We start from the raw sequence: 25,024 nt of genomic DNA, 5'->3' as shown, positions 1-25,024 counted from the left end.
CTTTCTTTTGTTCTTCTGCTTTCTTTTGTCCTTCCGCTTCAATTGCAACGTTTAATTGTTGCTGAAGAGCCTGAATTTGCTCATCAATAGCTTTCAAGCTAATTTCTTTCTCAATATAGTCATGTTTCTCTTTGATACTGCGAAAGCCTTCATTTACATATACGGACACTTGCTGCATCGACTCATCTTTATTTACCTTTAATTCTTCTTGTATTTGATTGTAAGGAGCCTCTATTTCAGTATATACATTTTGCAGAGCTTCCTTCTCAGCAACAATTTTCTCACGCCCTTGTTGCCATACAGAAATCGCCTGTTTTATTTCTTCAATAGAAGTTGCTTTCGATTTCCCCTTCATCGTTCCATACTCACGCTCAATAAACTGTTTATGTTTCTCAGATTGCTCTTTTAACGTATTAACTGTTTTCGGAAATATAATTGCTGTAGAAAGCGTCGCTTCCACTTTCGTTTCATGAATGAACGCCGCTTCTGTATACGTCATAATTTGAGATCCTAAATAAAACGTAATAGAACACATACACGGCAATATAAGCATCTTTTTAAAATTCCGCGGTCTTTTCAGCATCTTAATCTCCCCCATCGAACATTACGTTCTTTATACAGAACATTATCTATATTATAGTAAAGAACTATTAAAATTGATAGACAAATACTAGAAAAATAGAAAAAGGGCTATCCATGTGATAGCCCTTTTTGTTATTATCTTTCTTCACCTGCTGTTTGTTGTGCATCAAACGTCCAATTTAATTGTAACTTATCGCCTTGGAATTGATTTTGATCTTTTCCATTATCAACGAACTCAAATTTCACTTTGAATTTATCAGATTTACCTGCTGAAATACCTTTTTCATCCCAGAACCAAGCCGATAAATCATTATCTACAGCTGTAAGTGTGTCACCTTTTAATTTATCTAAAGTAGTTTGTTTCACAATTGTCTCATGCTTATCTACATTTTTTAAGAATGTTACTTTAATATGTTTACCAAAATCATCTTTATTATCTTTCTTTACATCTTCTACATTATAATCTGTTTTCAGTAGAACCTTTTTAATATCTAAAGAGCCTTTATTTTCTAGTTTAAATTCTTTTTCAATTGTATCCCCAGGTTTTAAATTCGATACGTTAACAACTGTTGATGGATTTAATGCTAAATCCAGTGTCCCAGCCGCAAATGTATTGTTTGACACTTCTTTATCACTGAAAAACGCAAATGTTCCTCCACCAACTAACGCTGCTCCTAGTACTGCTGATGTAATACCCATTCCTAATTTTTTCTTTAAAGTCATGTCCATATCCCCTTAATATATATTTGTTAACTTCCTAAACGGAAAGTATAACCAAACGAACTAGACGGATTGTTCTACTTTTTTATCTTTCTTTTCTCCGTCAATGCTACGAATAGCGCCAAAAATAGAAATCGCGGAATATCCAAGTAAAAAGACTCCTGGAATAATAAGAAGTAATGCTGCTCCCGCTTTTGAATTCGCATAATTCAGTAAATAACCAACGTACGGAACTGTAATATCTGCATACTTTCCAACTACATTTTCTGCAAGTACTGGCTCTAAATCTGGTCCGTTGTTGTTATCCCCTTTTGTTTCATACATTACTTTTCCATTTGTATCTTTCACACCGATAATACGGTGAGTGATAATTTTTTGATCTTTCTCTTTAAAGGTAATAACATCACCTTTTTGATATTTAGAACCATCTTTGTTTGGTTCTATTGCAATGATTGATCCTGTTAAAAACGTCGGCTCCATTGATCCTGAAAGAACGCTCTTAAATTGATATCCCATCACTGTCGGATCACCACCGCTCGCTTTTGAAGAAATAACTACAAAAGCTAAAAAAACCATCAATGCAAATAAAACAAATGAGATCGCGTTGCTAATTACCTTCCAAATTAATTTCATCGTCTCTCTCCCTCTCCGTTGTTTTATATTATTTGAAGTATGCAATGTTCATTTTGTTCTTTAACAAGAACACAAGTAAATGATATAACGAACTTTAGGTTATTGCAATAAGAAAATTTACAATTATTAGTTAAAAGTATTTTTAGCATAGAAAAAGACTGTGATAAAATCTCCACAGCCTTTTTTACTAATACGTTATTTTTCTTCTGTTTTCATTCCTTTTGTATTTCGGCGTAGCACTACATATAAAATGGCTCCAAATAGTACAAGTGCGCCTACCCCAAAACTTATTACTTTCACATTTGACTCTTTTTCTTCTGATACAATTGTATCTTTTTTAGGCATCGCAAAAGTGACATCTTCTGTTGAAAGAACATTTACCGTCGCAATTGTTTGATTATTTTTCGTAATATCAACTGCACCAACTACCTCACCACGATGAATTCCTTTATGATACAAAGATTCTTTATCTAATGAAGCTGCCCGGAAAATAGTTTTCACATTTTTCCCTTCATCTTTCTTAAGCATAAGTTCTGCACTTTTTTCAAGTTCACTATTAATATCTTTATTTAAATATGTTGTTTTTTGATGCCAACTATGTTTATCTAGTACAGTTTGCTTCACAAATTGACCAAAAGAATAGTCCGCCATCTGCTTCAAATCTTCATAAATTTCAGGTCTTTGAGAAGCCATTACTACATTTATAATACAATTTCCATCTTTCTCATTTAATAAAACAAGTGTATTACGCGCTTCATTCGTAAACCCTGTCTTACCGCCAATGCTATATGGATTTTCAAAAAAATTAGATTTATTAAAAATAGACACCGTCTGCCTAGACGTCGTAACTGTCGTTCTTTTCGTATTCATCGCTTGTAAAATTTCAGGATAATTTTGCACACCTTTCGTAATCATAGCCATATCATATGGCGTCGTATAATGATTCGGATCATGCAATCCATTCGGTGTTACAAAGTGACTATCTCTCGCTCCTAATTGCTTCGCTTTCTCATTCATCATATTGGCGAAATTTTCAACACTCCCGCCAATCCGCTCCGCAATCGCATACGACACATCATTCGCACTCAGCACCATTAAAATCATAAGCGCAGTATTTCTATTAATTGTCTCTCCAGGTTGAAACTCAATTTGATAATTACTCTTCTCTTGATCTAATGCTAATTGTGAAAATGTAAATTGATCCTCTGGCTTTGTATGCTCCATGAGTAGAATCGCTGTTAACACTTTCGTCGTACTAGCAGGATATGCGCGGTGATATGCGTTTTTGTCATACAAAACATCTCCTGTTTTCGCATCAATTGTCGTTGCAAACTGACTAAAAACATTTGGTCCTTCCGCAGGTGGTGGTGCAACTTGTTCTGGATTTACTCCAATATTCGTCTCAGCACGCAATGTCATAGGTGTCAACAAAAACAAACAAATAACTGTAATAAAAACCAAAATTTTCTTAAAATTTACCATATGACTCTCCCTTTTCCATTTAATCCCTTAACAAAATAATATATCTACCAATCATATGTAATTTGTATTAAACTGGAAGAATTTTCACTATTTTTTACTATATCATATTTTTACGATAAAGAACATAAATATACAATAAAAATAAGAAGGAATTACTCTTTCTTATCCTTCTCATCAATCAACGAATCTATTAACTTTTGACTAGCTTCCTCGGGCGTAATCTCATCCGTTATCCCCATAAACGACCAACCTTTAGAATCAACCCACTCAACAAACTCTTGTAAAAATTCATCATGTGTAACATCCACATCAAGAATCGATCCATTAATCGAAATCGTTCTATTTCTAGACACGCGCATCTTGAACGTTTTTCTTACCATTATAACTTTTCTCCCTCTACTCCTGAATATTTATAAAATAATCTTGTATCTCTGTTATACATGATTTTCAGTAAATTGTAAAAAGGATATATTGGCCAATTTAAATAGCAAAAATGAAAATCTCTTACCTACGTAAACGTAATACGACATATAACTGCTCATAAATTATTAAATAAATTCATAAAAACATACAGTTATGTGGATTTATTTAAGTAAGCCATTATAGCCTTTTGGAAGATATTATCTAAAATAGTATACTAAACGGATGAAGGATATTTGAATACAGAAACTGAGGCTTTCTATTTAGCTGGACTCTTAAGTGGTAGACTTAGAGACTGATGCCGAAATTCATATTTAATTTCTATTTCTGTACATAATATTGTAAGAAAGAAGGTAGTACTGTGAAAACAACAGAAAATTTTACTGACAGGGCCGATATATATGCACAATATCGTCCTAGTTATCCTAATGAATATATTGATTACTTACTTTCAGCTAACCAACTGAAAGGAAATCCGATTGTAGCTGATATTGGTTCAGGTACGGGTACGGGGATATTTAGCCGCCAGCTGCTTGAAAGTGGTTTACATGTTATTGGAGTTGAGCCAAATAATGATATGAGGAAGATGGCTGAGCAATCGTCAAAACTATATTCTCGTTTTCAATCCATAAAAGCAACTGCTGAAAATACCACTTTAAAAGAAAATAGTGTAGATTTAGTAACTGTTGCCCAAGCATTTCATTGGTTTGATAAAGAGGCTTTCAAAATTGAATGCCAACGAATTTTAAAACAAAAAGCAAACGTTGCTCTTGTTTGGAATAGTAGAGATTTAACTAGTCCACTTATTAAAGAGAACGCAGAAATTTGCCACATCAAATTCAAATGACTTTCGTACAATAAAGTAGAATATATTAGAAAACACCTTAAAATGAGGAGGAACTCAATGGCGCGTTGTACGTATTGTAAAACGAAGTGGAAAGTAAAAGACGTATGGTCGCTTCTCATAACATTTGAAAAAGATTGTCCGTATTGTTTTGGAAGACAATATATGTCTAATGATACTTTTCATCAAGCTAACGCCGCTTTACCACTGTTATTTTTATGCCCTTTAATTGTTGATTTAAGCGATGAAAATCCTTTAGATAAATACCGGAAATAATATAACGGCTACATTCAAAAACTACTTTTCACTGAATTTTCTTCTTATCATTATCCCTTCATACATTACTAGCATAATCGCTTATACTTTCCCTTTTGAAGATTCCGTAGCCCAGCAGGAATAGCGTCCTCTGAACAAGGTTTATCAATTATGACTAAAAAACAGTGATATATGTATACTGTTAAACATAAAAAATTAGCATTAGGTTCCAATCAAATATTAATTGAAACTCAGCACCGCTTGTATTCTGTAATTCAGAATACAAGCAGTGTTTTTTATTATGCATTTTTGCATACAGTATGATTTTCTCTTGTAAATAGATAATAATGGTATATAATAAAATCAACGTTTTACCAATAAAAGGTAATAAAAAGCAGTGTGATAAGTAAATAACCAAAACGTATTAACAGATTTGCTCTATGTAAATCATGATACATATATGGAATCAAAACTATGAAATTATATGTAGAGGTTAGATTACTACAAGATGAAAGATTCATAGCGAATACACTCGAGGAAAAAAGCGTTCGATTAGATTAATGTTATAAAACTACTTAATGTGGTATCTATGGAACGAATTGAGAATATACTTAGGGGGAATTTCAAGTGAAAACATTTGGTAAAGTATTATTAACAGGAGCTTTAGCTTTAGGTGGTTTAACAGCTATGAACATTGATACACCGAAGGCACATGCTGACGGAGCAAGCGAGTTCTGTCGTTATATTTGTGGTCCTAGCGAAACGGTGAACGGTGTTACAGTTCAGGTACACTCTACACAAGTTACTTTTGGTAACAGCGTAATTGCAAGAATTACAAATGACCGAGCGGAAGAAATTCATTACAATGTCAGCCTTGAAAAGAAATATGGCGATAGATGGGGAGAATTTGAAACCAACTTCCGTTGGCAAAATCAATGGGTCCCAGCTGGAAGCAATGATGAAATTGCAACTTTCACAGGATATGGCGATGATATTTATGAGGATGGAACATATCGTTATAAAGTCGAAATAAAAGACGCTGACGGTTCTATTGATACAATTTACACAGCAGGAATGACAGTTACAGGGCGATAGCTCATGACTGAGTTCCATTATTTATGATTTTATTTTTGATAATATCATTGATAATTGCGGTAATATTATTATTAAAATAAGCTCTTCGGAGCTTATTTTTTTATATAAAAATTGGAATGATAATATTCAGAAAATTACATCTTTACACTATTAAAGTTTGTTGCTATTATAGGAATACATCAAATGTTACAATATTCAACAGATTATACAAATCCTCCGATTACACGAATGAAATGAAAACACATTGCTGGTGGTAATATTTATAGTTGGGATCCCGTAGCTCAGCAGGGAGAGCGCCACCTTGACAGGGTGGAGGTCGTGAGTTCGAACCTCTCCGGGGTCATACAGTTAGTTATATCAAGGGTTTGAGTACGTTTCTTAACAATTAAAAATGTTATGGTCATTACCAAACCGGTACGACTAAACGAAAACCACTTCGCAAAAAAATGCGGGGTGGTTTTTTGTTGTTAAAATTTGCTGTCCTTGATTTTTTGGACGATAGAGAGTTTAAGAATGTTACACCGAAAACGCTACAAAGCTATCGGGATATTCTGAAACAGTTTGAAAATTTCTGTTTAGAACATGATGTTATCAATGTCGAGGATATTACTACAAGTATTATGAAGCGATATATCTTGCATTATCAAAAGAAAGGAAACAACGCAACCACTACAAACTCTAAGTTGCAACGTATTCGTGCTTTTCTTAATTATATGATTGAATGTGAAGTCATTAAGAGTAATCCTGCTAAGAAAATACAGAAAGCACGAGAAGATGTACGTATTGATGTATTTACGGATTATCACATTAAACAAATGCTTAACTACTATAGAAGGATTAAACAGCGTGAAAAAACCTTTTACGCATATCGTGACTATTCCATTATCGTTGTTTTACTTGGTACAGGGTTGAGACAATCTGAATTATGTTCCCTAAAGTGGACTGATATTGACTTCAAATATCAAACTTTATCTGTATTTGGAAAAAGTCGTAAAAGAGAATCTATTCCTGTTGCCGATAAGGTAATTATGGAGTTAGCAACATACAAAACATTTTGCGAACAGATCTTTGTAGAAAAAGGACTTTCAGAATACGTTTTTTCAAACCGTACTAATAAACAATTAACTCCTAATGCGGTACAAAACGTCTTTAAACGTCTAGCCAAGATTATGAATTTTAAAGATGTACGTCTTTCCAGCCATACATTTAGACATACATTCTGTCAACGCTGTATCCAATCGGGAATGAGTACATTTGCGGTTCAAAGGTTAATGAGACATTCGTCCATAGTAGTAACAGAAAGATACGCAGCTATGTGGGGAAATGACTTAAAAGAACAAAACGACAAGTTTAATCCTTTAAATACGATAGATATATAAATAGGAAAAAAGCCACCTACGGCAATAGGTGACCAAAATTCAAATTCAAAACTAAATAACGGAAATTCCGTACATTCAGCACCTCCATTATAAATTTTTCAAAAATATAATGCAAGAGGTCTAGTTTCCTATTGTCTTTTTTAGCTAGTGTACAGAGATTTTCGAATGTGGGAATGACCTAACACCACACTAAACACTTGAACAGGTTAGCTAAGCCAATGTCATAAAATTAAGCGTCCTAACAGATAACGGTTCCTTGTTTACGTTGTTAAGAGTCTAGGTGAGAACGACCACTAACGGTTCGGCTGGTTGCTTGGTGTACTACGGTACAGGTAGCAACGAATAAGAAAAATCATATTAGGTTACGAGTAATTAAGGGTATGTCAGTAGCACAATTCCTTCCCTAAGTTTTTCAGCATGTTGGACAAGCATGACATGTTAAAAGTTCGTTGCAGATGAAAATCTAGCGTTCAAACAAGGTGATACGATGGAAACCTCAGCAAACTCAGTTTAATTCAGTATTAAAGAACGTCTACTTTTATAGTACTTTGTTTTTTGAAGTGTTATAAAGGTAGTCATTCTTCTGTCCAATATTTCCTAGACAAATCTAGTTAATTCAGCGAAAAGGAAAACCTAAAGTCAAGAGATTCAAATCATTTTAATTACCACTAAATACGGATATTTGTAGAAGAAAGTAACTACTAATCAAATCTATTTGTCCTATTTTACTCTTTTCCTGCAAGTAGTTAAGTGTAAGACAAATCTTACAGAACTATATGAGAAAAGGAGTTTAGGTATGTTATTAAAACATCCAGTACAAACAAAAATTAACATCATCGACTCAATTATGGGTAGTGGTAAAACTAGTTGGGCAATACAGTTCATGAAAAACGCACCAGCATATCAAAAGTTTATTTACATTACCCCCTTCAAAAATGAGGTAGAACGAATAATTACTTCTGTTAATCGTAATTTTCAACAACCACAGGCTGATTGTAAAGGAGAAACAAAGCTAGAAGATATAAAACGTCTCATCTCAGAAGGTAAAAACATTGTTTCTACACATTCACTTTTTAGAAATATAGATAATGAAGTCATTGATCTGTTAGACATGGAGAATTACACGCTAATCCTAGATGAAGTTATGGATGTTATTGAACAAGTAGATGTTTCAAAAGATGACTTGAAAATGCTAACAGAAAACGAGGTAATTGGAGTAAATCAAAACGGTGTTGTTCACTGGAAGCAACTTGATTATAGAAAAGGATATTTTGAAAAATTGAGGAACCTAGCTTATTCAGGGAACTTAATGATGTATGAAGACAAAGCAAATGAACCGAGTGCAGTATATTGGATCTTCCCTGTGGAAATATTTAAGTGTTTTGAGGAAGTTTTTATTCTGACCTATATGTTCGATGGACAGATTCAACGTGCTTATTTTGATTTATTTGGTCAAGAGTATATCTATAAATCAGTTGTAAAGGAAGGTAGTAACTATAAGTTAGCACCATCTGTGTCTTTTAAAAATGAAGACCGTTCACATTTGAAGGAACTGATTAACATTTATTATCTTTCACCTAAAGATAAAAAGGATATGAACAAGATGGGAAATAAACATAATTATTTTAGTGTGTCTGATTTAAAAAAGAAAACTAAAAATAAGGATACAAAGAAAGTCATTAGAGATAACGCTTATAACTTCTACCGTAATAAATGTAATGTACCTACAAATGAGGTCATGTGGACTACTTTTAAAGAATTTAAAGATAGCCTAGCACCTATGGGGTTGAAAGAACACTTTGTAAGTGTAAATGCACGTGCTACAAACCAATTCCAACATAAAAGGACATGTATCTATTTAGCTAACATTTATACAAATCCTTTGATAAAACACTTTTTTAATAAGCAAGGTATACAGCTTAATGGTGATTTATTTGCATTATCAGAACTACTTCAATGGCTTTTCCGCAGTCGTATTCGTACAGGAAAGTCAATAGATGTTTTTATTCCATCTAAGCGAATGAGAACGTTGTTGGAACAGTACCTCAATAATGAAATTTAATTACTTTCTCTACTTTTATTGCTTAGTAAAGAAACGTTGTAACCCTTGATAACACTGGGTTTCTTGAATATTCCCTTATAAGAAAGATATAAAAATGTTATAAGTATTAAAAGACAATCCCGAATAACACTACAAGGGATAGCCTAAGCTACCCCTCTTCGTGATTATTCAGGGCATACTTTAATAGCTATATAGAATAATATTATTTCTAGAAATAGTGGTGAGGGCATTCTTTGCCCGAACACGAGGCGTAGCCGAGGTAGAATAAAAAATCAATAACATGATATAAGTGCTTTAATAAGTATAGGAGGAAATAGCTTGGAACTAGAACGATATTCTTACAATCCATATAAGAAGAAATACAAGGGGCATTGGCACTATCGCTGTAGACATTGCGACAAAGTTATATATGTTCCTAAAGAACCTGAGAGTGGTGGATATTATATTTGGATTTACTGTGACGAATATAGCCCGACAGGTTCAATGTTCTGTTCAAAGGAATGTATAGAAGAAGTTGACCAAGAATATAAGAAAAGACGAGGATGGGCATAGTAGCCGATCCTTTTATTTTTTATCATTAAATCTTCCCACGAGAATAGCAATGGGAAAGAATTAAGAATCTGAATCATAAAAAAGATTTATTAGTAAGGTTACTTCAAGATCAAGCTTTTTCATGTAATGAATATAACTTTTTTGTGTTCTTATAAAAATTTTTCAATTTGATGTCCTATTATGAAATGAAATTGCAAGTACCTAATTGTAAGGGCAATAACAAGCCCACAAAAAATACTTGGAGGTACTAACAATGAAAACAAACGTTAAGAATAGCATTATTTATTTAGGGGAGTTTGCTACAGACACAGAAACTATTCGATTAGGGGACTGTGATATTTTAGGACTACAAATAGAGACAGAAAGTGATGGAGGTTGGTTTTCTGTACTTGGTGAAACAGATGAAAAAGGAATTGTTAAGCGTTTAATTATAGACCTAGAACCAATTGATGAGAATCCAGATGAAGAAGATTATGATAATTGAATAAGAAAGGCGAATTAAAAGGCTAAATTATTTGGAAAGGAAAGGCGTTTATGAATGGTATTGGATTTAACAACATAAAATTGACAGATAGAGACGTATATAAAATACTGTATCTAAACAAGGTAGAAGGATTACAATCACACCAGCTAGAAACAATGTTTCCTGTCACTAAGGCAACTATTAAAAGTATTGTAAACGGTAAGAGTCGAAAAGATTGTTATGGCTTGTTTATGAAATACAAAGATAGCCACAGTGACGAGTTTATGAAACTAGCTAAATAGTGACTAGCGTAATCTTAATAGTATGTGAAACCTCTCAGGTTATTTCTGAGGGGTTTTACTATATATCGTAATTTCATGAATCTTATGTGTGAATTCAGCTATAGAATGCACAATCAGTGAAATGTAAAAAAACAGTGTTCATTCCTTAATACGACTGCATTCATCAGAATGGATTAGTTGTGCTTTTCTGTGCAAATCTCACTTTTTTCGCTTCCACTCCCTCTTTATACAGTCGCCTCAAAATTATTTTTTCTGCACAAACAAGAGGCCATTATTTAGCCCCTTGTTGTTCTCTGTATTCTTTTAATCTTCTCTTAAATGTAGCAACACTACACTTTGCAAATTCAGCCCCCTCAGGCTGTGATATTGTACCAGCTTCAACTTGCTGAATGGCATTTAATAAAGCCCCTTCAATTTTATGTGTCTTAGATTTTCTACCAAACTTAACGCCCTTCTCTTTAGCCTCTTTAATGCCTTCCTGAGTTCTTTCAAGTATCATAGAACGTTCAAATTCAGCAAACGCCCCTAATACATTGAATAATAGTTTTGTCATAGGGTTCTCCATTGTCTCAGCTGTAAACATTCCCATATTGATTATATGTACCGCTACACCTCTATTTGTTAACTCAGTAACGATTGTCTCTAATTGTGATAAAGAACGTGCTATACGGTCAGCTTTAGTTACTACAAGCGTGTCGCCAGCTTTAATTACTTCTAATAGATTGTTAAGTTCTTTCCTGTCAGCTTTTGCCCCACTGATCTTTTCTTTATATATCTTTGTAGCACCTGCTTCTTTCAGTGCTTTAATTTGAATATCAAGTTCCTGTTTATTTGTACTTACACGTCCATAGCCATAAATCATTGTAATTTTCCCCTTTATATCGTTTTCTATTTGATACGACTTTTTGATACTTTGTAAATCCTATAATACAGCCATTCTTTACGAGTGTCAAAAAGTGTATATTTTTTGATACTTCTATGAAAACTACTCTAATTATTAAACCCCTGCTAAAATTAGCAATGAGAAATCAATTAGTTATCAAAGGTGAGTATGTGATTAATGATAGGATAGTACTTACATTATTCAAATGGACAGCAAAGTATTAAATAATGTGTAAAATTGTGTACATAAAAGTGATATAGTCCCCCCTATGCCATGTGATACAAACGAGTGGATGCACACCATAAGTAGTGGCCTCAAATAGTTTTTATACACAATTGTATTTGTCCCTATTTTTAGAAGGAATTAATCTCTAATTAGTAGAATATATATTATATTACAATATATAACATACTAAAATGGGGTTATTAGGGGTGAAGTGATGAGTACTACTACAGAGAATATGATAGACGCAATTGTTAAAATTGCAGAGGATTACGAAGGGACAAATTTTACTAATGAACATGTGGAGAAATGGTTAAACCAATTTCTACCGGAACAGCATGATTTAATTTTAAAAGAGTTGCATAGTATTCTTAGTAAGGTTTATGTATCTAAAGAAGGGGTTATTAAATTTTTCGAGGCTCTTATAGAGAATGAAAATATTTTTCCTATGCATATTAAAAATTATAAATTTATTAACCCCCAAAAAATAGGTGGCAGTCAGAAGGTGATGTTAGAAATTGTAGGTGATGCCATTCAAAAGAAATATGGAATCTCATTAGAAGAGTGTGGTCAAAATTATGTTTCATCATATATTTACATAGATGATGCTATTTATTCTGGAAATCGTGTGGTTCGCGATATTCAAAATTGGGCGGATACAATAAATGATCCGAATTCGATTGTAAGAATAGATATAATTGTTATAGCATTCCATAATAGGAATTTTAAATATATTAAAGAACAAATTGAAAAGGTTTTGCCAAAAGCTGAAATCAAATTTTGGCGTAGGATTGAATTTCTTGATAGTCTTAGAGGGTCGAGACAGCAATTTGAGAGTTATTGGCCTTCAGCGGAGTTAGAGTATAATAATCAAACAGATAAATATATAGCAAGTGTTACAGAATCTCGAAGTGCAAAACAGAATGAGATAATTCCACTCCTTAGAAATAGTGGCGAACCTATTTTGGATGAGTATTTTACAAATTCGCAAAATAGAAAGTTAGTGGAGAAGATTTTCTTTGAGAAGGGTGTAGAAATTGTAAATTATGCAGTAAAACCTAATCCCAATATGAGACCTATGGGGTATGATTTCTCTAAGACCCTTGGTTTTGGTTCGTACTTTGTTACATATAGAAATATAGCGAATAATTGTCCTCTCGTTCTTTGGTGGGGGGATTTAAATGCTGTCGGAATTGATAATTGGTATCCATTATTCCCAAGAATCACCAACTAAAGGAGGGATACTATTAAATCTAATCAAAAGATTTATAAAAGGAATGAAGTTGCATTCTTTAGAAAAACAAAAGAAGAATACGGTGGCTTGTCTAATATGGCTGCTGGTTTTCCTATTGAATTACAAGAGATTAGGATTTTATCTTCAGAGGCTTTATATCAAGCAATGAGATATCCTAATCACCCAGAGTACCAAAAAGCTATAATACAGCAAAAGAGTCCCATGACTGCTAAAATGATTAGTAAAAAATATCGATCCCACACAAGAGAAGATTGGGAAGAGGTAAAGTTAATGATAATGCGTTGGTGTTTAAGAGTAAAACTAATTCAAAACTGGGATAAGTTTGGTTCGTTACTGTTAAGCACACTTGATAAACAAATTGTTGAGGAATCTTACAAAGATGATTTTTGGGGGGCTAGACCTTCGGACATGAATTTATTGGTGGGAACCAATGCATTGGGCAGATTATTGATGGAATTGAGGGCGGAATTGACTCTATTTATAGGAAAACACGAACTCTCCTCACCACATATAGATAATTTTATGTTGTATGGAAAAGAAATAGGGAATATTAGGTTTGAAAATAAAGCGATGCCAATTGAATCTTTATTGAATACAAATACCAATTTTGAAAATTTATCATTGTTTGATTGATAATCATGAAAGCTACTTTTACCTTAGGGATAAAGTAGCTTTTATTACGTTTACTAATGCAGTTATACTTTCCCTCTAAATCATACGATAGCTTGGAAGTCCTTATACATCTATATTTTATTAAATGATTTTTTTCGTATGTTTATAATGCTATTGATCTTTGTCGCTAATTTCAATGACTTGAGTATCTAAAACCTTTCTCATAAGAATACTAGCGAATTGAACGCCTTCTTTTTCATTTAGAATATCTTTTAGATATATATTTTCTCCAGCGGTGTAGGAAGTAGGGAATTTTATACTTAAATATGTCATAGATTTCTTTTTAGAATTCCAAAATCGATATTTAACCTCTGTTTTCCCTTCATAAGCAGTTAGAAATTTATCTACCGTCATACTTTTTTTGTACCAATTTATAATTTCTTTGTTTATATAAACTTCATTCCATGAATCAAAGAAAGGGAAATGTGCCAAGATATTTCGTATAAATTTAAATAAATCTTTGGCTATATTAGATTCCATAGGGGGTCTTTTTAATTCAATAATTTTTATAACATGTTTGAGAGGTTCATAGTTTAAGAGTTCAGCATAGACGATAAATATAGAATTTATTTTGGTAAATCGGTAATATGAATCTTTATTCCAAAAAGTATCTTCCATAATTTCCTCATACAAGTCGTAAAATCTGTTATAGGCTAAATTTAAAAACATTTCTTCTGCTTTATTAGGTTTTATACTATTGTCCATATTTAATCCCCCTGACAAATTTTTAATACAGTTATGAAAATTAAAGATACGATAATTGTAAACTAAATAAGGATTGTAAGGGAAAGTAATGCATAAATACTTAAATAAATTTTCCATTACCTTTGATTGAAGGAGTTGGATATTTTTATTTGAAATGAAAAAATGTGTGTACCTTTGTAGTAAATATATAATTTAACGTAGATCTTAAATTATACATATATATTTACAATCAGAAGTGAACCCCTACTGATTGAGGCTACACAGCACCGCAATGACATAGTACTCCCTTCATTCAATCATATGTGTCAATCAAAAACGTATTGCTAGAACATAGATAAGGAAGGACTGTATAATACCAATACTGGACGGTACTATGTTGATAGGATAATAGGTTAAGAACTAAGCTGGACGTACTATATACCCTACTATCAGTGGCAAGGATACCTGTAAGGTAAACGAAAAGAAAAGTAACAGACATGGCAAAAGACACGAGGTGAGGGCAACAGGCGAGAAAAGAAAGAACGAACGAATGAAAGAAGATCAGTGAGAAGAATGGAACGAACCATGTGGAGAATTAGTGGTAACGTTATGCGGAGCATTGCGACGCATACTATATTTTCATATAGGGATACCCCACCCTAGGGGGGCTGGGGGGGATATATGGCTGGTCTGGCATCCACTAAATATACACCATATTTTTCAAACCTTTTGGGGCTAACAGCATTCCCTACGGGCGATTCTGAGGCGATTATCTTTTACTTTATGGGCAATAGCCCCTAACGTTGATTATGATAAGCTACCTGAATATCTTAAATATGACTTTCTAGGAGGGAACAACTAATGACTATCTTCCCAAACCAAACACCTAAGGAAAAAGTACAGGCTTGGTTAAACATGGAAAACTATTTTCATATGGATTATAAGACATACATTTTAGAGGTAGGTCTAGCAATGAAACTACCTTTAAAGATTATTATTGCCTATCTTGAAACTAATTATTTAGACTTACAGTACCTTGACGATAAGGCGTTTATATTAAAAGTGAATAAGGATATGGAAGAACTTAAAGGGTTAGTGTAATTGTTGATTATATTTATTTTTATAAATCACAATTTTAATGTCCTAGAAAGAGGGATTATTACAAGTTAACCGATGGAACTACGCTTGCATATGGGGAAACAGGGCTTTTCCCACGTCGTGTGCAATTCTACGTGTAGGTTATTACGTGATAGTGAAGTAGCAAAGGAAGTACGTACACAATTCTGTTAAAATGGAATAACCGATTCTTAAAAAGAAATTTTGCAATGGAATCAGAAACATTTTAAGGGGGCTTGCTGCCATGACAGAAAATGAGAAGAAATTGATTCAACAGATATATGAAAAAGTATGTGAAATGGAGAAGACAGTGGATAGAGTAGAGGATAGTTTAGATAGGGTGGACAGTAAAATGGGTCATTTAAGTGGTGAGGAAACTTCAACTTCAGTAGAGGATAAATTGGATGATGTAAAAAGTGTATACAAAGACCTACAAAACACTTTTACAAAGGGATTTGCCGATGTACACAAGGGATTAGCTGAAATTAAAGAAGTAAATAAGAATCGTAAGACAGCAAAGGAAATCATTGAGGGCATTGCTGGGAATGGACAAAAGCAAAAGGGACAATTAAATTAGTCCCTCAGCTTTGAAGTGATCTTTTATTATAGCTGGGTTAACTTGTAATTCTCGTGCTATTTCATGTGGTTTGTAATCTTCTATTATCATTTCATATAATCGTTTTGCCATTTTGTCAGGGTTCATTTGCTTCTTCCGTTTTTGGGGGGATATCTTACTATTACCCACCGTATTTAATCTAGTACCAAAACTATCTCCATAAGGCAAAGTACAAATATGACGCTGTGAGTCTTTCCCTATCATATACCTAGCCTTGTTATAGAACTCAGCACCGCACTTATCACAGTGGAATAGCATTGTAGCATGTTGGTTAGTGTAGCGTGTCACAGGCGTTACAGTACCGTTATATGTTTTATTTAATCTTGCCTTATATTCTAATTTATTCATAATAGTTCCCCTTTTCATAGTTAATTAAGCAACAGTTTAAAGCGTATTTTTGGGTTCTGAATAGGAATATATCCGCCCTCCAGTTTTGGGCCTGAAAACATTGATATACCAAGCCCTCATTTAGCTAAAGTGTTGCGTATTCTACTGTTTCTCTCTGTCTTTCTTCTAGCTGACTTCCTGCATACGTCAGAACAGTATCTCAGTCTCAAATTATTAGTTTTGAATATCCGTTTACAGCCATTACATTGCTTTGAGGAAACGGAAACCTCTTTGACTACACCATGCTTAGAATCAAGTCCATTTAGTGAATTTAAGTAGTCACATTTCACATCTTCTTTATCGAACTTGTAACGGTCATGTTTAACCAATAGAGGACAGTGGGCGTCTCTTACTGCACACCAGTTCTTCTCCCCATTGAACTCTTTAATTAAGTTTCAACAAACCTTTGCTTCCATCTCTCCATGTCCCCTTAAATAGAAAAAGATCACTAGCTATTCACCAGTGACCTCTCTTGTAATTTGTTTTGCTATTGCTACCTTGTCAGCGTATGCCTTTTCTTTTGCTTCAATCTCTTTGATAAGACGTTCTTTGACACCACTGTCTTGTAATTGGTTAATCATAGCCTTTGTTAATTCGCTATCATTGACAGGTGATTTTTCTATGTTGTTACCAACCTCATTTTGTAACGCCAATCCATATTGCATTGCCAATACTGGTGGTAATCCTTTTAGAACCTCGGTATTTCCTTTTCGTAATTCGTCCATTACATCTTGTTTAACGATACTAGTTAAATTCATAACTATTTTCCCTCCTTAGGTGCTTGTAAATGGTCTGGTAAATTCCCACGAGTAGCGGAAAACATTTCATTCTTAGAAACAACAGATGTCTCAAACCATGTAAAGAATGGCTGATACTGTTCTTGATTGAATGAGTGTTCCAAACGTGGATACTCTTCTTTAACTTTTGTATCTTCAAACACTTCATAAATCTCAGGTGCAATAGCATGGTATTGTTGTTGGAACTGTTTACCTACACCAGCAACCTCAGTAAGTAATTCATAACGGTGACGGATAGCTAGGTCTGTCACGTCATACTCATAAGAACTAGACCGGTCTTTTCTCAGTACCTCTTGAAACACTGGTACATAAGCAAGTTTCAAAGCTGATTTTTTCTCATTCAACTCTTCTAACATAGAATGAATGATTTCTAATTTTGAATTGATTCCTTTTGCCTGTGCCTTTAAATAGATTCGTTCTGACAAGTTAGCATTCTCCTGGTCTAACAGAATCGCTGTCATTTCCTCCTGCATTGCCACCAGTTCCGCTTGTAGTTCCTGTTCTTCCTGATCTAAGTTCTCAGCCTTTGCCTTATACTCAGCTATAACTTGTTTAGTCTCGACGAATAAATCTTTTACTTCCATTTCACATTCCTCCAATAGTAGTTATTATTTGTAGCCTCTTCTGGACTTTATTTCTAAGATTCTGCGAACGCTAGCTAACTCAACATTAGAAACTCGTAATCGTCTAATAGCGTCCTTAAATTTGCTGTGATACAGCGGTGTGAACTCTATTTCACCTCGTTCTAGTTTTCCGATGGTACTTCTATCAACGCCCATGACCTGTTCAAAATCTGATTGAGTCTGATTTCTCAATTGCCTGACAGGTTTAATAAAACGATGGTCAAAGTCCTGTTTGTATTCCAAGTTATTCACCTTCCTTTTTTGGGAACTTCATATAAATAGAAAAAGGCATGTCATACGACACACCTTAACTAATAGGAGATCAATTCAACTATCATTATCCGTAGGAAACCATTTAAAGCTTCCTCTATTTTAATATCTTTGAAACCATAGGGTATTACAGGTAGAAAAGCAATCTTTCAAACAGTTTTTTATAATAAAGGTTCTTTATCACTAAAGAATATGTATATAGCGAATAGAATTACGAAAAAAGATATTCCTTGAAGGTTTAGCCACTTTACAACATTAAGTGACCCTTTTATAATAAAATTAGTAAATAATTCATGTGAAGTGGTTTTTCGTTAGAAACGTAATAAAAGTAATTGATATACATAAGATCCTAACTTCCAAACCTTGACAGGGTGGAGGTCGTGAGTTCAATCCTCTCCGGGATCATATGAAAAACCCCTTGATAGTCAAGGGGTTTTCTTTATGTAGCAAATAAATGATTATTATTAAAACTAAATTTTTTCCCTACTTCTTTTCTCCATTTTGGAGAAAGACATAAATTATATTAATCATCGCTCTGCGTTGTTCGCTAGAACTCGATTCTTTACTCTCTTTTGAGAGCTTTTTAAAATTCTCTTTGAAAAATAGCCTAATACGGCAATTTTTATATTTATTTATATAAATTTCTCAACAAAAAAGATCTACACAGTTTAACTATGCAGATCTTTGTAAATTTAAGTTTAAAAATGAATAGACGAATCCTATTTTTGCCCTAACTTGATTGCCTTTTTGATATTACTAAATGCACCTTTACCATATATTAATACGCCACCGCGGTAAACACGACTCGTTAAACCAATCATTATACATATTGTTGCGATTAGAATCCCTAATGCTAGCGCAATCTCCCATACTGGGATATTAAGGAATCCAATTCGTACAAGCATAACTATAGGAGTAAAGAAAGGTACATAACTAGTAATGGTAACAACCATGCTGCTTGGATTTGACATTCCATAAATTGCAATATACAAAGCAGCAAGTAACATAAACATCAGCGGCATAACAGCTTGAGAAGATTCCTCTATACGCGTAATGATAGAGCCAAATAGACAAGATAATGAGCCATATAATAAGAATCCTAATGTGAAGAATAGAATCCCATAAAACACTAGAGTTGGAGCAACAGAATTTAAATCAATACTATTTAAAATATCATTTTTCGAATCATTAATTGCTGTTTTATATCCAACAGTTGCGACCAAGCCCCAAATTATGATTTGCGTAATACCAGCCAATAATGTCGAGAATAGCTTCGCATATAAATGTTTGGTAGGCGAAATACTTGAAACAACTAACTCCATAACACGAGAAGATTTCTCTGTTGCAACATCTGTTGCTAATTGTGCAGCATACATTAATATCATTAGATAATTTAGCATGATAAAGACATTAATTAAAATCCCTACACCCTCAGTATGTTCTCCATCTTTAACCTTATCTGAAACCGTTTTGGTATGAATTTCTACTGGCGTTGTTAACACCTTTAATTCATCTTGCGATAGATTCAATTGCTGGGCGAAGTTAGAAGATTGTATTTGAGATAAAATCGTTTGAACCTTGCTAACATCTTGCTGATTTACATCCGTCTCAGTTATATACGTAGCCTTTAATTGTTTATTATTCAATTCCTCTACAACGATTGCATATGTATAATCACCATTTTTAACACCTGATTCTGCTTTTTGTTTATCCGTGCTACGTTTAACTTGTATCTTACTATCGACATTTTTAAACACTTGATGAATGGTTGAATATAATTCTTCTTTTTCTGTTACAACAACAACTTGATCGTCCTCGTTACCTACAAACAAGTTATAAATCTTGTCAAAATTCATCAATCCTATAATTAACATAGAAACTATTATTGTAATAGCAAAATATGATTTTGATTTCACTTTAGATTTATAGTTTTGTAAAAAAATTGTCCAGAAACTACTCATTTTGTGCACCTACTTTCGCAATAAAGATATCATTTAATGTAGGCTCTTCTACTGCAAACTTTTTAACATACCCTAATTTTGTTATCTCTTTAAATAAAACATGTGACACTTCTTCATATGAAATTTTAAGAGTAACTGCATTTTTACGTTTCTTCATACTTTCTACACCTTTTATTTCTTTCAAATGGTCAAAGTCATGATCGCCAACGATTACAACGTTCTTTTTACCAAAATCACTTTTAATTTTGGCAATGTCACCCTGAACAACAGGTACACCTTTGTGCATAATACAAATGTGTTGGCATAACTCTTCCACATGTTCCATACGATGTGAACTAAAAAGAATTGACGACCCTTGTTTTTGCATATCAAGAACAGCGTCTTTTAACATTTCAACATTTACTGGGTCTAAACCACTAAATGGTTCATCTAAAATTAAGAGTTCAGGCTTATGTATAATCGCTGTTATCAGCTGGATTTTTTGCTGATTCCCTTTAGAAAGTTCTCCTACCTTTTTGTTCAGATGCTCAGTAATATTAAAACGCTCCAGCCAATAGTGAAGTTCTTTTTCTGCATCTTTACTTTTCATGTTCTTTAGTTTTGCAAAAAAGTTAACTTGTTCTTTGACAGTCATTTTCGCATAAAGACCACGTTCTTCTGGTAAATACCCAATTTTATCTGTAACACCATAATTTATAGGTTTACCATTCCATGAAATGGTCCCACTTGATTTCGATAAAAGTCCAAGTATCATTCGAAATGTAGTCGTTTTACCTGCTCCATTCCCGCCCAAGAATCCAAATATTTCACCTTTTGGTATCTCGATATTCAAATTATTCACTGCAACATGCTCGTCAAATTTCTTTGTTAAATCTTTAATTAGTAAACTCATTATCCACACCCTTAAATCCCAAGATGATTTATTTATACAATTGTATATCCATAGTCAACCACAATATTTTGCCCTCTAATGGCATCGCTTTTATCAGACATTAAAAATAAAATGACATTTGTTACATCTGAAATTTCAACAAATTTTCTATATGGAATCTTTTTTAATAACTTATTTCCTTCAAAGGACTTCAAATAGCTTTCGTTATTATCGTTTATGCTATAGGACAGTGAATTGTATACCACTGTAATGATTCATTTTTTATCTTTCAAAAATGAATCATTACCAACAAATGTTATATTTCGCATTATAAGGTTAGCATAAGATTTTAAATATTTAATATGCAATTCTGCATATTTTAATACTCTCAATTATTTACATAGTGTTTGACCATCTTTATTTAAAGCAGCCCCCACATTTACAAAATTCACTTAAAACAAGAATTTGTTTATCCATACTTTTTCTATAATTTTTCATGGAAGAACTGAAATTAATTAGTACCCCTGTTAAACACCTAAATCTGATACTTAAACTAACTAATCTTCCGCTAATAAATTGTTGTCTTATTTAACTTCACAATTAATAGTATCCAGCAGGCATAGTCACAACATCTTCGTACACCTCCTCATTAAAGCTGAAGGAACACTAATTAAAATCTGGTCCAGAAATTTTACCTTTCTACGTTACAGGATCCGCATAAGAAAACATAGAATACAGTACCTCCTCTGTTACAACTAGCTTTATGTCTTGAATTCAAAAAACATAATATCTAATTTATATAATTAATTTCGTGAGTTCAAACCTCTCCAGGTTCATAAAAAAGAGACACCATATCAACCTTCTATGTGATATGGTGTCTCTTTTTTATCTAATTCAATCACTTCCCACCAAACATCTTCTCCAAAGACTTTGCATTGGCAAACAATACTTCTTTCAAGTTATCGTCAGCAACGATTTTATAGTCGCCATCTTTGTCTTTCTTTAAGTTCAATGTAACTTCGCGAGTTGCCATTGCTGCATCTTTATCCGTTAAGTTTTTGATGATAGTTGAGGTCATTGTTTTTTCAATCGCTTTTTCAGATTGTTCTTTGTCTTCGCTAAATGCGCTAGCGAAGGCCATTGGCATAACTTCTCCCACTGCTTTTGTTACAGCAACAGATAGATCAACAGATGTAATTTTCACTTTCACTTCTGCTTTGTCATCCTTTTTCGATACTTCTTCTAGCTTTTCAAATTTAAAGTTCTTTGTAATTGCACTTAGCATTGCTTTTGCCTCAGCATCATCTGTTTTTTCATTTAGTTTATTAAATTCCTTGTCACTCTCAACAAATGTACGAGCATTTTCTACATCACCTTTTTGTATCGCTGTTAAAAATTCTTCTGTAGTATCTTTCGGATTTGCACACCCTGCTAAAACAACCGCTGTTAATCCTACTACCATCATTAATAGCAATAATCTCTTTATCTTTTGCACGCTCATTCTCCTCATTATCTTTTCTAGTAAGTCAGTATCATACAATATTATGAAACTGACATTACAAACATTTTTTAGTATAGCATTTATATGATTAATTTTCTATTAATTCCCAAAAATATAAAGAGCCTTGCAGCATTCCTACAAGGCCTCTCTTCTATCAATCTGTATCCGTAGCACAAATGAACCACATTTTCTGTTCCCTACTACCATCCATATAGTCCGATCAAAGATCATAAGCGATAACCAAAGTGATATATTAATAGCAGCAAATAATAAATATAAAATGAAGTCTCTCTTTTGTAGTGCCCCTCTATTCATTACAATGTAAAATGCACCGATAGGAGGCAAAATAAAGCAAAGGAAAAAGTTTTTCTTAACAACCATAGATACGCAGTTTCTTTCTGCATATGAATCCCCTTTTCATCATAATACTTGCTTCAACATCGGCCTCACTACCCTATATTCATCACTATAAGCTTCCTTTATGATTAAAGGCGGATATTCACTTTTTTCTTCCTCAATCATTGTAAACACTTCTGTTTTCTCTTGTAATGTATTAGATTCTCTATTTTTAGTAGGGTTTTTACTTGTTTTAATTTTCTTTGTTACTTCGCCAAGTTTTTGCCCAACTTCTTCTACTTTGGCAGGTTCATTCGTAACATAGTATTCTTGTTCGTCCCATACTAATATAGGTGGCACTTGTTCTCTTTTGTTACATATTATATAAGTAGTACTAGCTACAAGTAGTATACAAGTTAATAAATAGAAGATAGTTTTTTTATTCATATACTACACTCCTTATCTATCAGTTCATTGGATTATATAACACAATTTATTTACAGTAAATGGATTTAGCGGTAATTTTCAGGTTTAATAATAAAGAAAAACCTTACCGAAGTAAAGTTCCGTTTTTACATTCTATAGTGACTGATTAATTAATACGATCATTACAATAATCGCTATAAGCATAACAACTAAACAGCCGATTAATTTATAAAATCCTCGCTTCGTTAATGTCCCACCTTGAACATCTTTACGAATAAATAAGAATACGGCTAAAAATAATACAAGCCCAATGCCAAAAGCATACATCATTTGCATATGTTAATCTTCCTTTCTCTCTTCCATCTTAATATCTTTTTGCCAAAACAACAAATGAGATAAAGACGGTACTCATCGTAAGTGCCATAAGTATATTCAATAATTCAGTAGCAGATAGTGTAAGTATTTTTAAGTTTAAGCCGATAGAGAAAAGAAGATAATATGCTGTTAATGCAAAAAAGGTTACAAACATTCCTTTATAACGAATAAGTTTCATTCGCTCGTCTTTTTCTTTAAATTGCGGGTGCAAGTAGCTTAGACAGAAACTCATAATCATCATCCCAAGCAATGGATACGTTATAGCTGGCGGTGCAGAATGCGTCATTATACCTGTTAATATCATAAATCCACTCATAAATAGAAAAATAATCCCCATAATTACAAAGTACTTTTGTGAATAATTCATCCCTATTCCCCCTCTTCTTTTCCTTCATAAATAAATACATGTTCTATCGTTGTTTGAAATGTTTTTGCTATTTCAAATGCTAACGGAAGTGATGGATCGTATTTCCCCTTTTCAATTGAAATGATGGTTTGTCTGGAAACTCCAAGTTTCTCAGCCAACTTTTCTTGAGATAGTCCAAATTTCTTTCGGTATTCGACCATTTTATTTTCCAAGGAAATTTCTCCCTCCTTCCATATATCGAGTATATATGTAAAGTAAACTTTACGTCAAGGTTCCTTTACATTTATTTCAATCAGTTTTCGTTCTATTTATATAGAAGAAACTTGTTCGATTTCAGCACGTCTATTTTGTAATAAAACATGGAACACTGTATGTAATCGTTACTATATTTCCTCCTCACTTTTTTAAAAATTTAATATCTTCATATTTGTTTTATCCTTTTAAAATATTTCATTCTCTGCTTTATTAGATGCAATGTGTTATTTGTTTTACGGTGTTTTTTGGCATATTTATAGAAACTAACGGGTTATAAAGCATTTTTTATGTTTAACCACTTTTTTTGTAGAAATCCTTCATTTCCCTTTCGATATTTAACACTATCGAAATAAAGTTTATGGTAAATTCATAATTTTTTATTTTTTATACTATATTCCGTTATATTGTTGTATAATATCTATGAAAGCGCTTATTATTTCAATATACATAATTCGAATCAACTTTTATCAAAACATTCCAATGATTATACTTATATTTACATGTAACAATTCTAGTTTTCAATGTAGGTATACCAAATATATCCACCCCATTTTTCTGTAAAATTACTTTATAAAGTGAAAGATTAACTTGGGTGATAAGTTATTGTGAATGTTTTTT

At 33.0% G+C, this 25,024-nt stretch carries 30 protein-coding genes, 1 tRNA gene and 2 pseudogenes; 13 read left to right on the top strand and 20 right to left on the bottom strand.

Annotated features, from left to right (window positions below; translation table 11 throughout):
• The 5 genes from MR160_RS12245 to MR160_RS12225 form a co-directional block, all read right to left on the bottom strand.
• Positions 1–598: DUF4047 domain-containing protein (locus MR160_RS12245; protein ID WP_242297415.1), on the bottom strand; the 598-nt coding region annotated here is incomplete at its 3' end.
• Positions 599–717: 119 nt separating this feature from the next.
• The gene (locus tag MR160_RS12240; RefSeq protein ID WP_000172852.1) at positions 718–1,305 is read right to left on the bottom strand and encodes a CalY family protein; all 588 of its coding nucleotides are present in this window, start codon (positions 1,303–1,305) and stop codon (positions 718–720) included.
• A 60-nt stretch (positions 1,306–1,365) separates the two neighbouring features.
• On the bottom strand, positions 1,366–1,935 hold the full coding sequence (gene sipW, locus MR160_RS12235) for a signal peptidase I SipW (RefSeq protein ID WP_000767802.1): 570 nt from the start codon (positions 1,933–1,935) through the stop codon (positions 1,366–1,368).
• Between the two features lie 195 nt (positions 1,936–2,130).
• Complete coding sequence (locus MR160_RS12230) at positions 2,131–3,417, bottom strand: D-alanyl-D-alanine carboxypeptidase family protein (RefSeq protein ID WP_097826435.1); 1,287 nt, start codon at positions 3,415–3,417, stop codon at positions 2,131–2,133.
• Between the two features lie 152 nt (positions 3,418–3,569).
• Positions 3,570–3,797, bottom strand: a complete 228-nt coding sequence (locus MR160_RS12225; protein WP_000251862.1) for a hypothetical protein — start codon at positions 3,795–3,797, stop codon at positions 3,570–3,572.
• 401 nt (positions 3,798–4,198) lie between these two features.
• Between MR160_RS12225 and MR160_RS12220 the strand changes: the two are divergent.
• The 9 genes and pseudogenes from MR160_RS12220 to MR160_RS12180 form a co-directional block, all read left to right on the top strand.
• Positions 4,199–4,666, top strand: a pseudogene (locus MR160_RS12220) (class I SAM-dependent methyltransferase); the annotation flags it as partial.
• A gap of 75 nt (positions 4,667–4,741) precedes the next feature.
• A complete protein-coding gene (locus MR160_RS12215) occupies positions 4,742–4,957 on the top strand; it encodes a hypothetical protein (RefSeq protein ID WP_000090226.1) in 216 nt (71 codons plus the stop codon).
• A gap of 606 nt (positions 4,958–5,563) precedes the next feature.
• Positions 5,564–6,031, top strand: coding sequence for a hypothetical protein (locus MR160_RS12210; protein WP_000846651.1), 468 nt, complete (start codon positions 5,564–5,566; stop codon positions 6,029–6,031).
• Between the two features lie 270 nt (positions 6,032–6,301).
• A tRNA-Val gene (locus tag MR160_RS12205) sits at positions 6,302–6,374 on the top strand.
• Positions 6,375–6,492: 118 nt separating this feature from the next.
• The gene (locus MR160_RS12200) at positions 6,493–7,410 is read left to right on the top strand and encodes a tyrosine-type recombinase/integrase (RefSeq protein WP_242297414.1); all 918 of its coding nucleotides are present in this window, start codon (positions 6,493–6,495) and stop codon (positions 7,408–7,410) included.
• 796 nt (positions 7,411–8,206) lie between these two features.
• Positions 8,207–9,472 (top strand): DEAD/DEAH box helicase family protein, encoded by a 1,266-nt coding sequence (locus MR160_RS12195; protein WP_071720122.1) that lies wholly within the window; start codon positions 8,207–8,209, stop codon positions 9,470–9,472.
• A gap of 318 nt (positions 9,473–9,790) precedes the next feature.
• Positions 9,791–10,024: a hypothetical protein gene (locus MR160_RS12190; protein ID WP_088324999.1), complete on the top strand. Its 234-nt coding sequence runs from the start codon at positions 9,791–9,793 to the stop codon at positions 10,022–10,024.
• A gap of 253 nt (positions 10,025–10,277) precedes the next feature.
• Complete coding sequence (locus tag MR160_RS12185) at positions 10,278–10,508, top strand: hypothetical protein (RefSeq protein ID WP_001973030.1); 231 nt, start codon at positions 10,278–10,280, stop codon at positions 10,506–10,508.
• A 50-nt stretch (positions 10,509–10,558) separates the two neighbouring features.
• Complete coding sequence (locus tag MR160_RS12180; protein ID WP_071720117.1) at positions 10,559–10,789, top strand: hypothetical protein; 231 nt, start codon at positions 10,559–10,561, stop codon at positions 10,787–10,789.
• A gap of 271 nt (positions 10,790–11,060) precedes the next feature.
• Here MR160_RS12180 and MR160_RS12175 read toward each other — a convergent pair whose 3' ends face one another.
• Complete coding sequence (locus MR160_RS12175) at positions 11,061–11,651, bottom strand: recombinase family protein (RefSeq protein WP_071720116.1); 591 nt, start codon at positions 11,649–11,651, stop codon at positions 11,061–11,063.
• A gap of 460 nt (positions 11,652–12,111) precedes the next feature.
• On the opposite strand from MR160_RS12175, the gene MR160_RS12170 reads away from it, so the two are divergent.
• Both MR160_RS12170 and MR160_RS12165 read left to right on the top strand, forming a co-directional pair.
• Complete coding sequence (locus tag MR160_RS12170) at positions 12,112–13,128, top strand: phosphoribosyltransferase-like protein (RefSeq protein ID WP_242297411.1); 1,017 nt, start codon at positions 12,112–12,114, stop codon at positions 13,126–13,128.
• A gap of 12 nt (positions 13,129–13,140) precedes the next feature.
• Positions 13,141–13,782, top strand: coding sequence for an NADAR family protein (locus MR160_RS12165; protein ID WP_346670363.1), 642 nt, complete (start codon positions 13,141–13,143; stop codon positions 13,780–13,782).
• Positions 13,783–13,932: 150 nt separating this feature from the next.
• Here the strand turns inward: MR160_RS12165 and MR160_RS12160 are convergent, their stop codons facing one another.
• The gene (locus MR160_RS12160) at positions 13,933–14,526 is read right to left on the bottom strand and encodes a hypothetical protein (protein WP_242297407.1); all 594 of its coding nucleotides are present in this window, start codon (positions 14,524–14,526) and stop codon (positions 13,933–13,935) included.
• Between the two features lie 840 nt (positions 14,527–15,366).
• Between MR160_RS12160 and MR160_RS12155 the strand changes: the two genes are divergently transcribed.
• Together MR160_RS12155 and MR160_RS12150 are read left to right on the top strand one after the other, a co-directional pair.
• Positions 15,367–15,606 (top strand): hypothetical protein, encoded by a 240-nt coding sequence (locus MR160_RS12155; protein WP_242297405.1) that lies wholly within the window; start codon positions 15,367–15,369, stop codon positions 15,604–15,606.
• Between the two features lie 259 nt (positions 15,607–15,865).
• Positions 15,866–16,198 carry a chromosome segregation protein SMC gene (locus MR160_RS12150; RefSeq protein ID WP_098508520.1) on the top strand — a complete coding sequence of 111 codons (333 nt, stop codon included), beginning with the start codon at positions 15,866–15,868 and terminating at the stop codon, positions 16,196–16,198.
• Here the strand turns inward: MR160_RS12150 and MR160_RS12145 are convergent.
• The 13 genes and pseudogenes from MR160_RS12145 to MR160_RS12090 form a co-directional block, all read right to left on the bottom strand.
• The gene (locus MR160_RS12145) at positions 16,190–16,585 is read right to left on the bottom strand and encodes an adenylate kinase (RefSeq protein ID WP_242297403.1); all 396 of its coding nucleotides are present in this window, start codon (positions 16,583–16,585) and stop codon (positions 16,190–16,192) included. The genes MR160_RS12150 and MR160_RS12145 overlap by 9 nt on opposite strands.
• 491 nt (positions 16,586–17,076) lie before the next feature.
• A complete protein-coding gene (locus tag MR160_RS12140) occupies positions 17,077–17,382 on the bottom strand; it encodes a hypothetical protein (RefSeq protein ID WP_242297401.1) in 306 nt (101 codons plus the stop codon).
• Between the two features lie 2 nt (positions 17,383–17,384).
• Positions 17,385–18,005 carry a hypothetical protein gene (locus MR160_RS12135; RefSeq protein WP_242297399.1) on the bottom strand — a complete coding sequence of 207 codons (621 nt, stop codon included), beginning with the start codon at positions 18,003–18,005 and terminating at the stop codon, positions 17,385–17,387.
• A gap of 24 nt (positions 18,006–18,029) precedes the next feature.
• The gene (locus MR160_RS12130) at positions 18,030–18,296 is read right to left on the bottom strand and encodes a helix-turn-helix domain-containing protein (protein ID WP_053564973.1); all 267 of its coding nucleotides are present in this window, start codon (positions 18,294–18,296) and stop codon (positions 18,030–18,032) included.
• Between the two features lie 737 nt (positions 18,297–19,033).
• Positions 19,034–20,275 carry an ABC transporter permease gene (locus MR160_RS12125; RefSeq protein WP_000094237.1) on the bottom strand — a complete coding sequence of 414 codons (1,242 nt, stop codon included), beginning with the start codon at positions 20,273–20,275 and terminating at the stop codon, positions 19,034–19,036.
• Positions 20,268–21,167, bottom strand: a complete 900-nt coding sequence (locus MR160_RS12120; protein WP_000054722.1) for an ABC transporter ATP-binding protein — start codon at positions 21,165–21,167, stop codon at positions 20,268–20,270. The genes MR160_RS12125 and MR160_RS12120 overlap by 8 nt, the downstream gene beginning before the upstream one ends.
• A gap of 32 nt (positions 21,168–21,199) precedes the next feature.
• Entirely contained in the window at positions 21,200–21,412 is a 213-nt protein-coding gene (locus tag MR160_RS12115) for an SDR family oxidoreductase (protein WP_003258596.1), read from the bottom strand.
• Positions 21,413–22,044: 632 nt separating this feature from the next.
• The gene (locus tag MR160_RS12110; protein ID WP_140153110.1) at positions 22,045–22,641 is read right to left on the bottom strand and encodes a hypothetical protein; all 597 of its coding nucleotides are present in this window, start codon (positions 22,639–22,641) and stop codon (positions 22,045–22,047) included.
• A 141-nt stretch (positions 22,642–22,782) separates the two neighbouring features.
• A pseudogene (locus MR160_RS35115) lies at positions 22,783–23,051 on the bottom strand (hypothetical protein).
• Between the two features lie 16 nt (positions 23,052–23,067).
• Entirely contained in the window at positions 23,068–23,430 is a 363-nt protein-coding gene (locus tag MR160_RS12105) for a hypothetical protein (protein WP_001036577.1), read from the bottom strand.
• Positions 23,431–23,562: 132 nt separating this feature from the next.
• Positions 23,563–23,745, bottom strand: coding sequence for a DUF3976 domain-containing protein (locus MR160_RS12100; RefSeq protein WP_001178294.1), 183 nt, complete (start codon positions 23,743–23,745; stop codon positions 23,563–23,565).
• 28 nt (positions 23,746–23,773) lie between these two features.
• Positions 23,774–24,151 (bottom strand): hypothetical protein, encoded by a 378-nt coding sequence (locus MR160_RS12095; protein WP_001109901.1) that lies wholly within the window; start codon positions 24,149–24,151, stop codon positions 23,774–23,776.
• 2 nt (positions 24,152–24,153) lie between these two features.
• Positions 24,154–24,363, bottom strand: coding sequence for a helix-turn-helix transcriptional regulator (locus MR160_RS12090; protein ID WP_000428506.1), 210 nt, complete (start codon positions 24,361–24,363; stop codon positions 24,154–24,156).
• Between the last annotated feature and the right edge of the window lie 661 nt (positions 24,364–25,024).

The sequence above is a fragment of the Bacillus cereus group sp. BfR-BA-01382 genome, from assembly GCF_022663475.1.
Taxonomy (GTDB): domain Bacteria; phylum Bacillota; class Bacilli; order Bacillales; family Bacillaceae_G; genus Bacillus_A; species Bacillus_A thuringiensis_S.
This window is presented reverse-complemented; position numbering and strand designations above follow the sequence as displayed.

Coding starts and splice junctions, on each gene's coding strand:
- MR160_RS12240 (WP_000172852.1), bottom strand. CDS start 1,305: ATGACTTTAAAGAAAAAATTAGGAATGGGTATTACATCAGCAGTACTA.
- sipW (WP_000767802.1), bottom strand. CDS start 1,935: ATGAAATTAATTTGGAAGGTAATTAGCAACGCGATCTCATTTGTTTTA.
- MR160_RS12230 (WP_097826435.1), bottom strand. CDS start 3,417: ATGGTAAATTTTAAGAAAATTTTGGTTTTTATTACAGTTATTTGTTTG.
- MR160_RS12225 (WP_000251862.1), bottom strand. CDS start 3,797: ATGGTAAGAAAAACGTTCAAGATGCGCGTGTCTAGAAATAGAACGATT.
- MR160_RS12215 (WP_000090226.1), top strand. CDS start 4,742: ATGGCGCGTTGTACGTATTGTAAAACGAAGTGGAAAGTAAAAGACGTA.
- MR160_RS12195 (WP_071720122.1), top strand. CDS start 8,207: ATGTTATTAAAACATCCAGTACAAACAAAAATTAACATCATCGACTCA.
- MR160_RS12185 (WP_001973030.1), top strand. CDS start 10,278: ATGAAAACAAACGTTAAGAATAGCATTATTTATTTAGGGGAGTTTGCT.
- MR160_RS12180 (WP_071720117.1), top strand. CDS start 10,559: ATGAATGGTATTGGATTTAACAACATAAAATTGACAGATAGAGACGTA.
- MR160_RS12175 (WP_071720116.1), bottom strand. CDS start 11,651: ATGATTTATGGCTATGGACGTGTAAGTACAAATAAACAGGAACTTGAT.
- MR160_RS12170 (WP_242297411.1), top strand. CDS start 12,112: ATGAGTACTACTACAGAGAATATGATAGACGCAATTGTTAAAATTGCA.
- MR160_RS12160 (WP_242297407.1), bottom strand. CDS start 14,526: ATGGACAATAGTATAAAACCTAATAAAGCAGAAGAAATGTTTTTAAAT.
- MR160_RS12155 (WP_242297405.1), top strand. CDS start 15,367: ATGACTATCTTCCCAAACCAAACACCTAAGGAAAAAGTACAGGCTTGG.
- MR160_RS12150 (WP_098508520.1), top strand. CDS start 15,866: ATGACAGAAAATGAGAAGAAATTGATTCAACAGATATATGAAAAAGTA.
- MR160_RS12145 (WP_242297403.1), bottom strand. CDS start 16,585: ATGAATAAATTAGAATATAAGGCAAGATTAAATAAAACATATAACGGT.
- MR160_RS12140 (WP_242297401.1), bottom strand. CDS start 17,382: ATGAATTTAACTAGTATCGTTAAACAAGATGTAATGGACGAATTACGA.
- MR160_RS12135 (WP_242297399.1), bottom strand. CDS start 18,005: ATGGAAGTAAAAGATTTATTCGTCGAGACTAAACAAGTTATAGCTGAG.
- MR160_RS12125 (WP_000094237.1), bottom strand. CDS start 20,275: ATGAGTAGTTTCTGGACAATTTTTTTACAAAACTATAAATCTAAAGTG.
- MR160_RS12120 (WP_000054722.1), bottom strand. CDS start 21,167: ATGAGTTTACTAATTAAAGATTTAACAAAGAAATTTGACGAGCATGTT.
- MR160_RS12105 (WP_001036577.1), bottom strand. CDS start 23,430: ATGAATAAAAAAACTATCTTCTATTTATTAACTTGTATACTACTTGTA.
- MR160_RS12100 (WP_001178294.1), bottom strand. CDS start 23,745: ATGCAAATGATGTATGCTTTTGGCATTGGGCTTGTATTATTTTTAGCC.
- MR160_RS12095 (WP_001109901.1), bottom strand. CDS start 24,151: ATGAATTATTCACAAAAGTACTTTGTAATTATGGGGATTATTTTTCTA.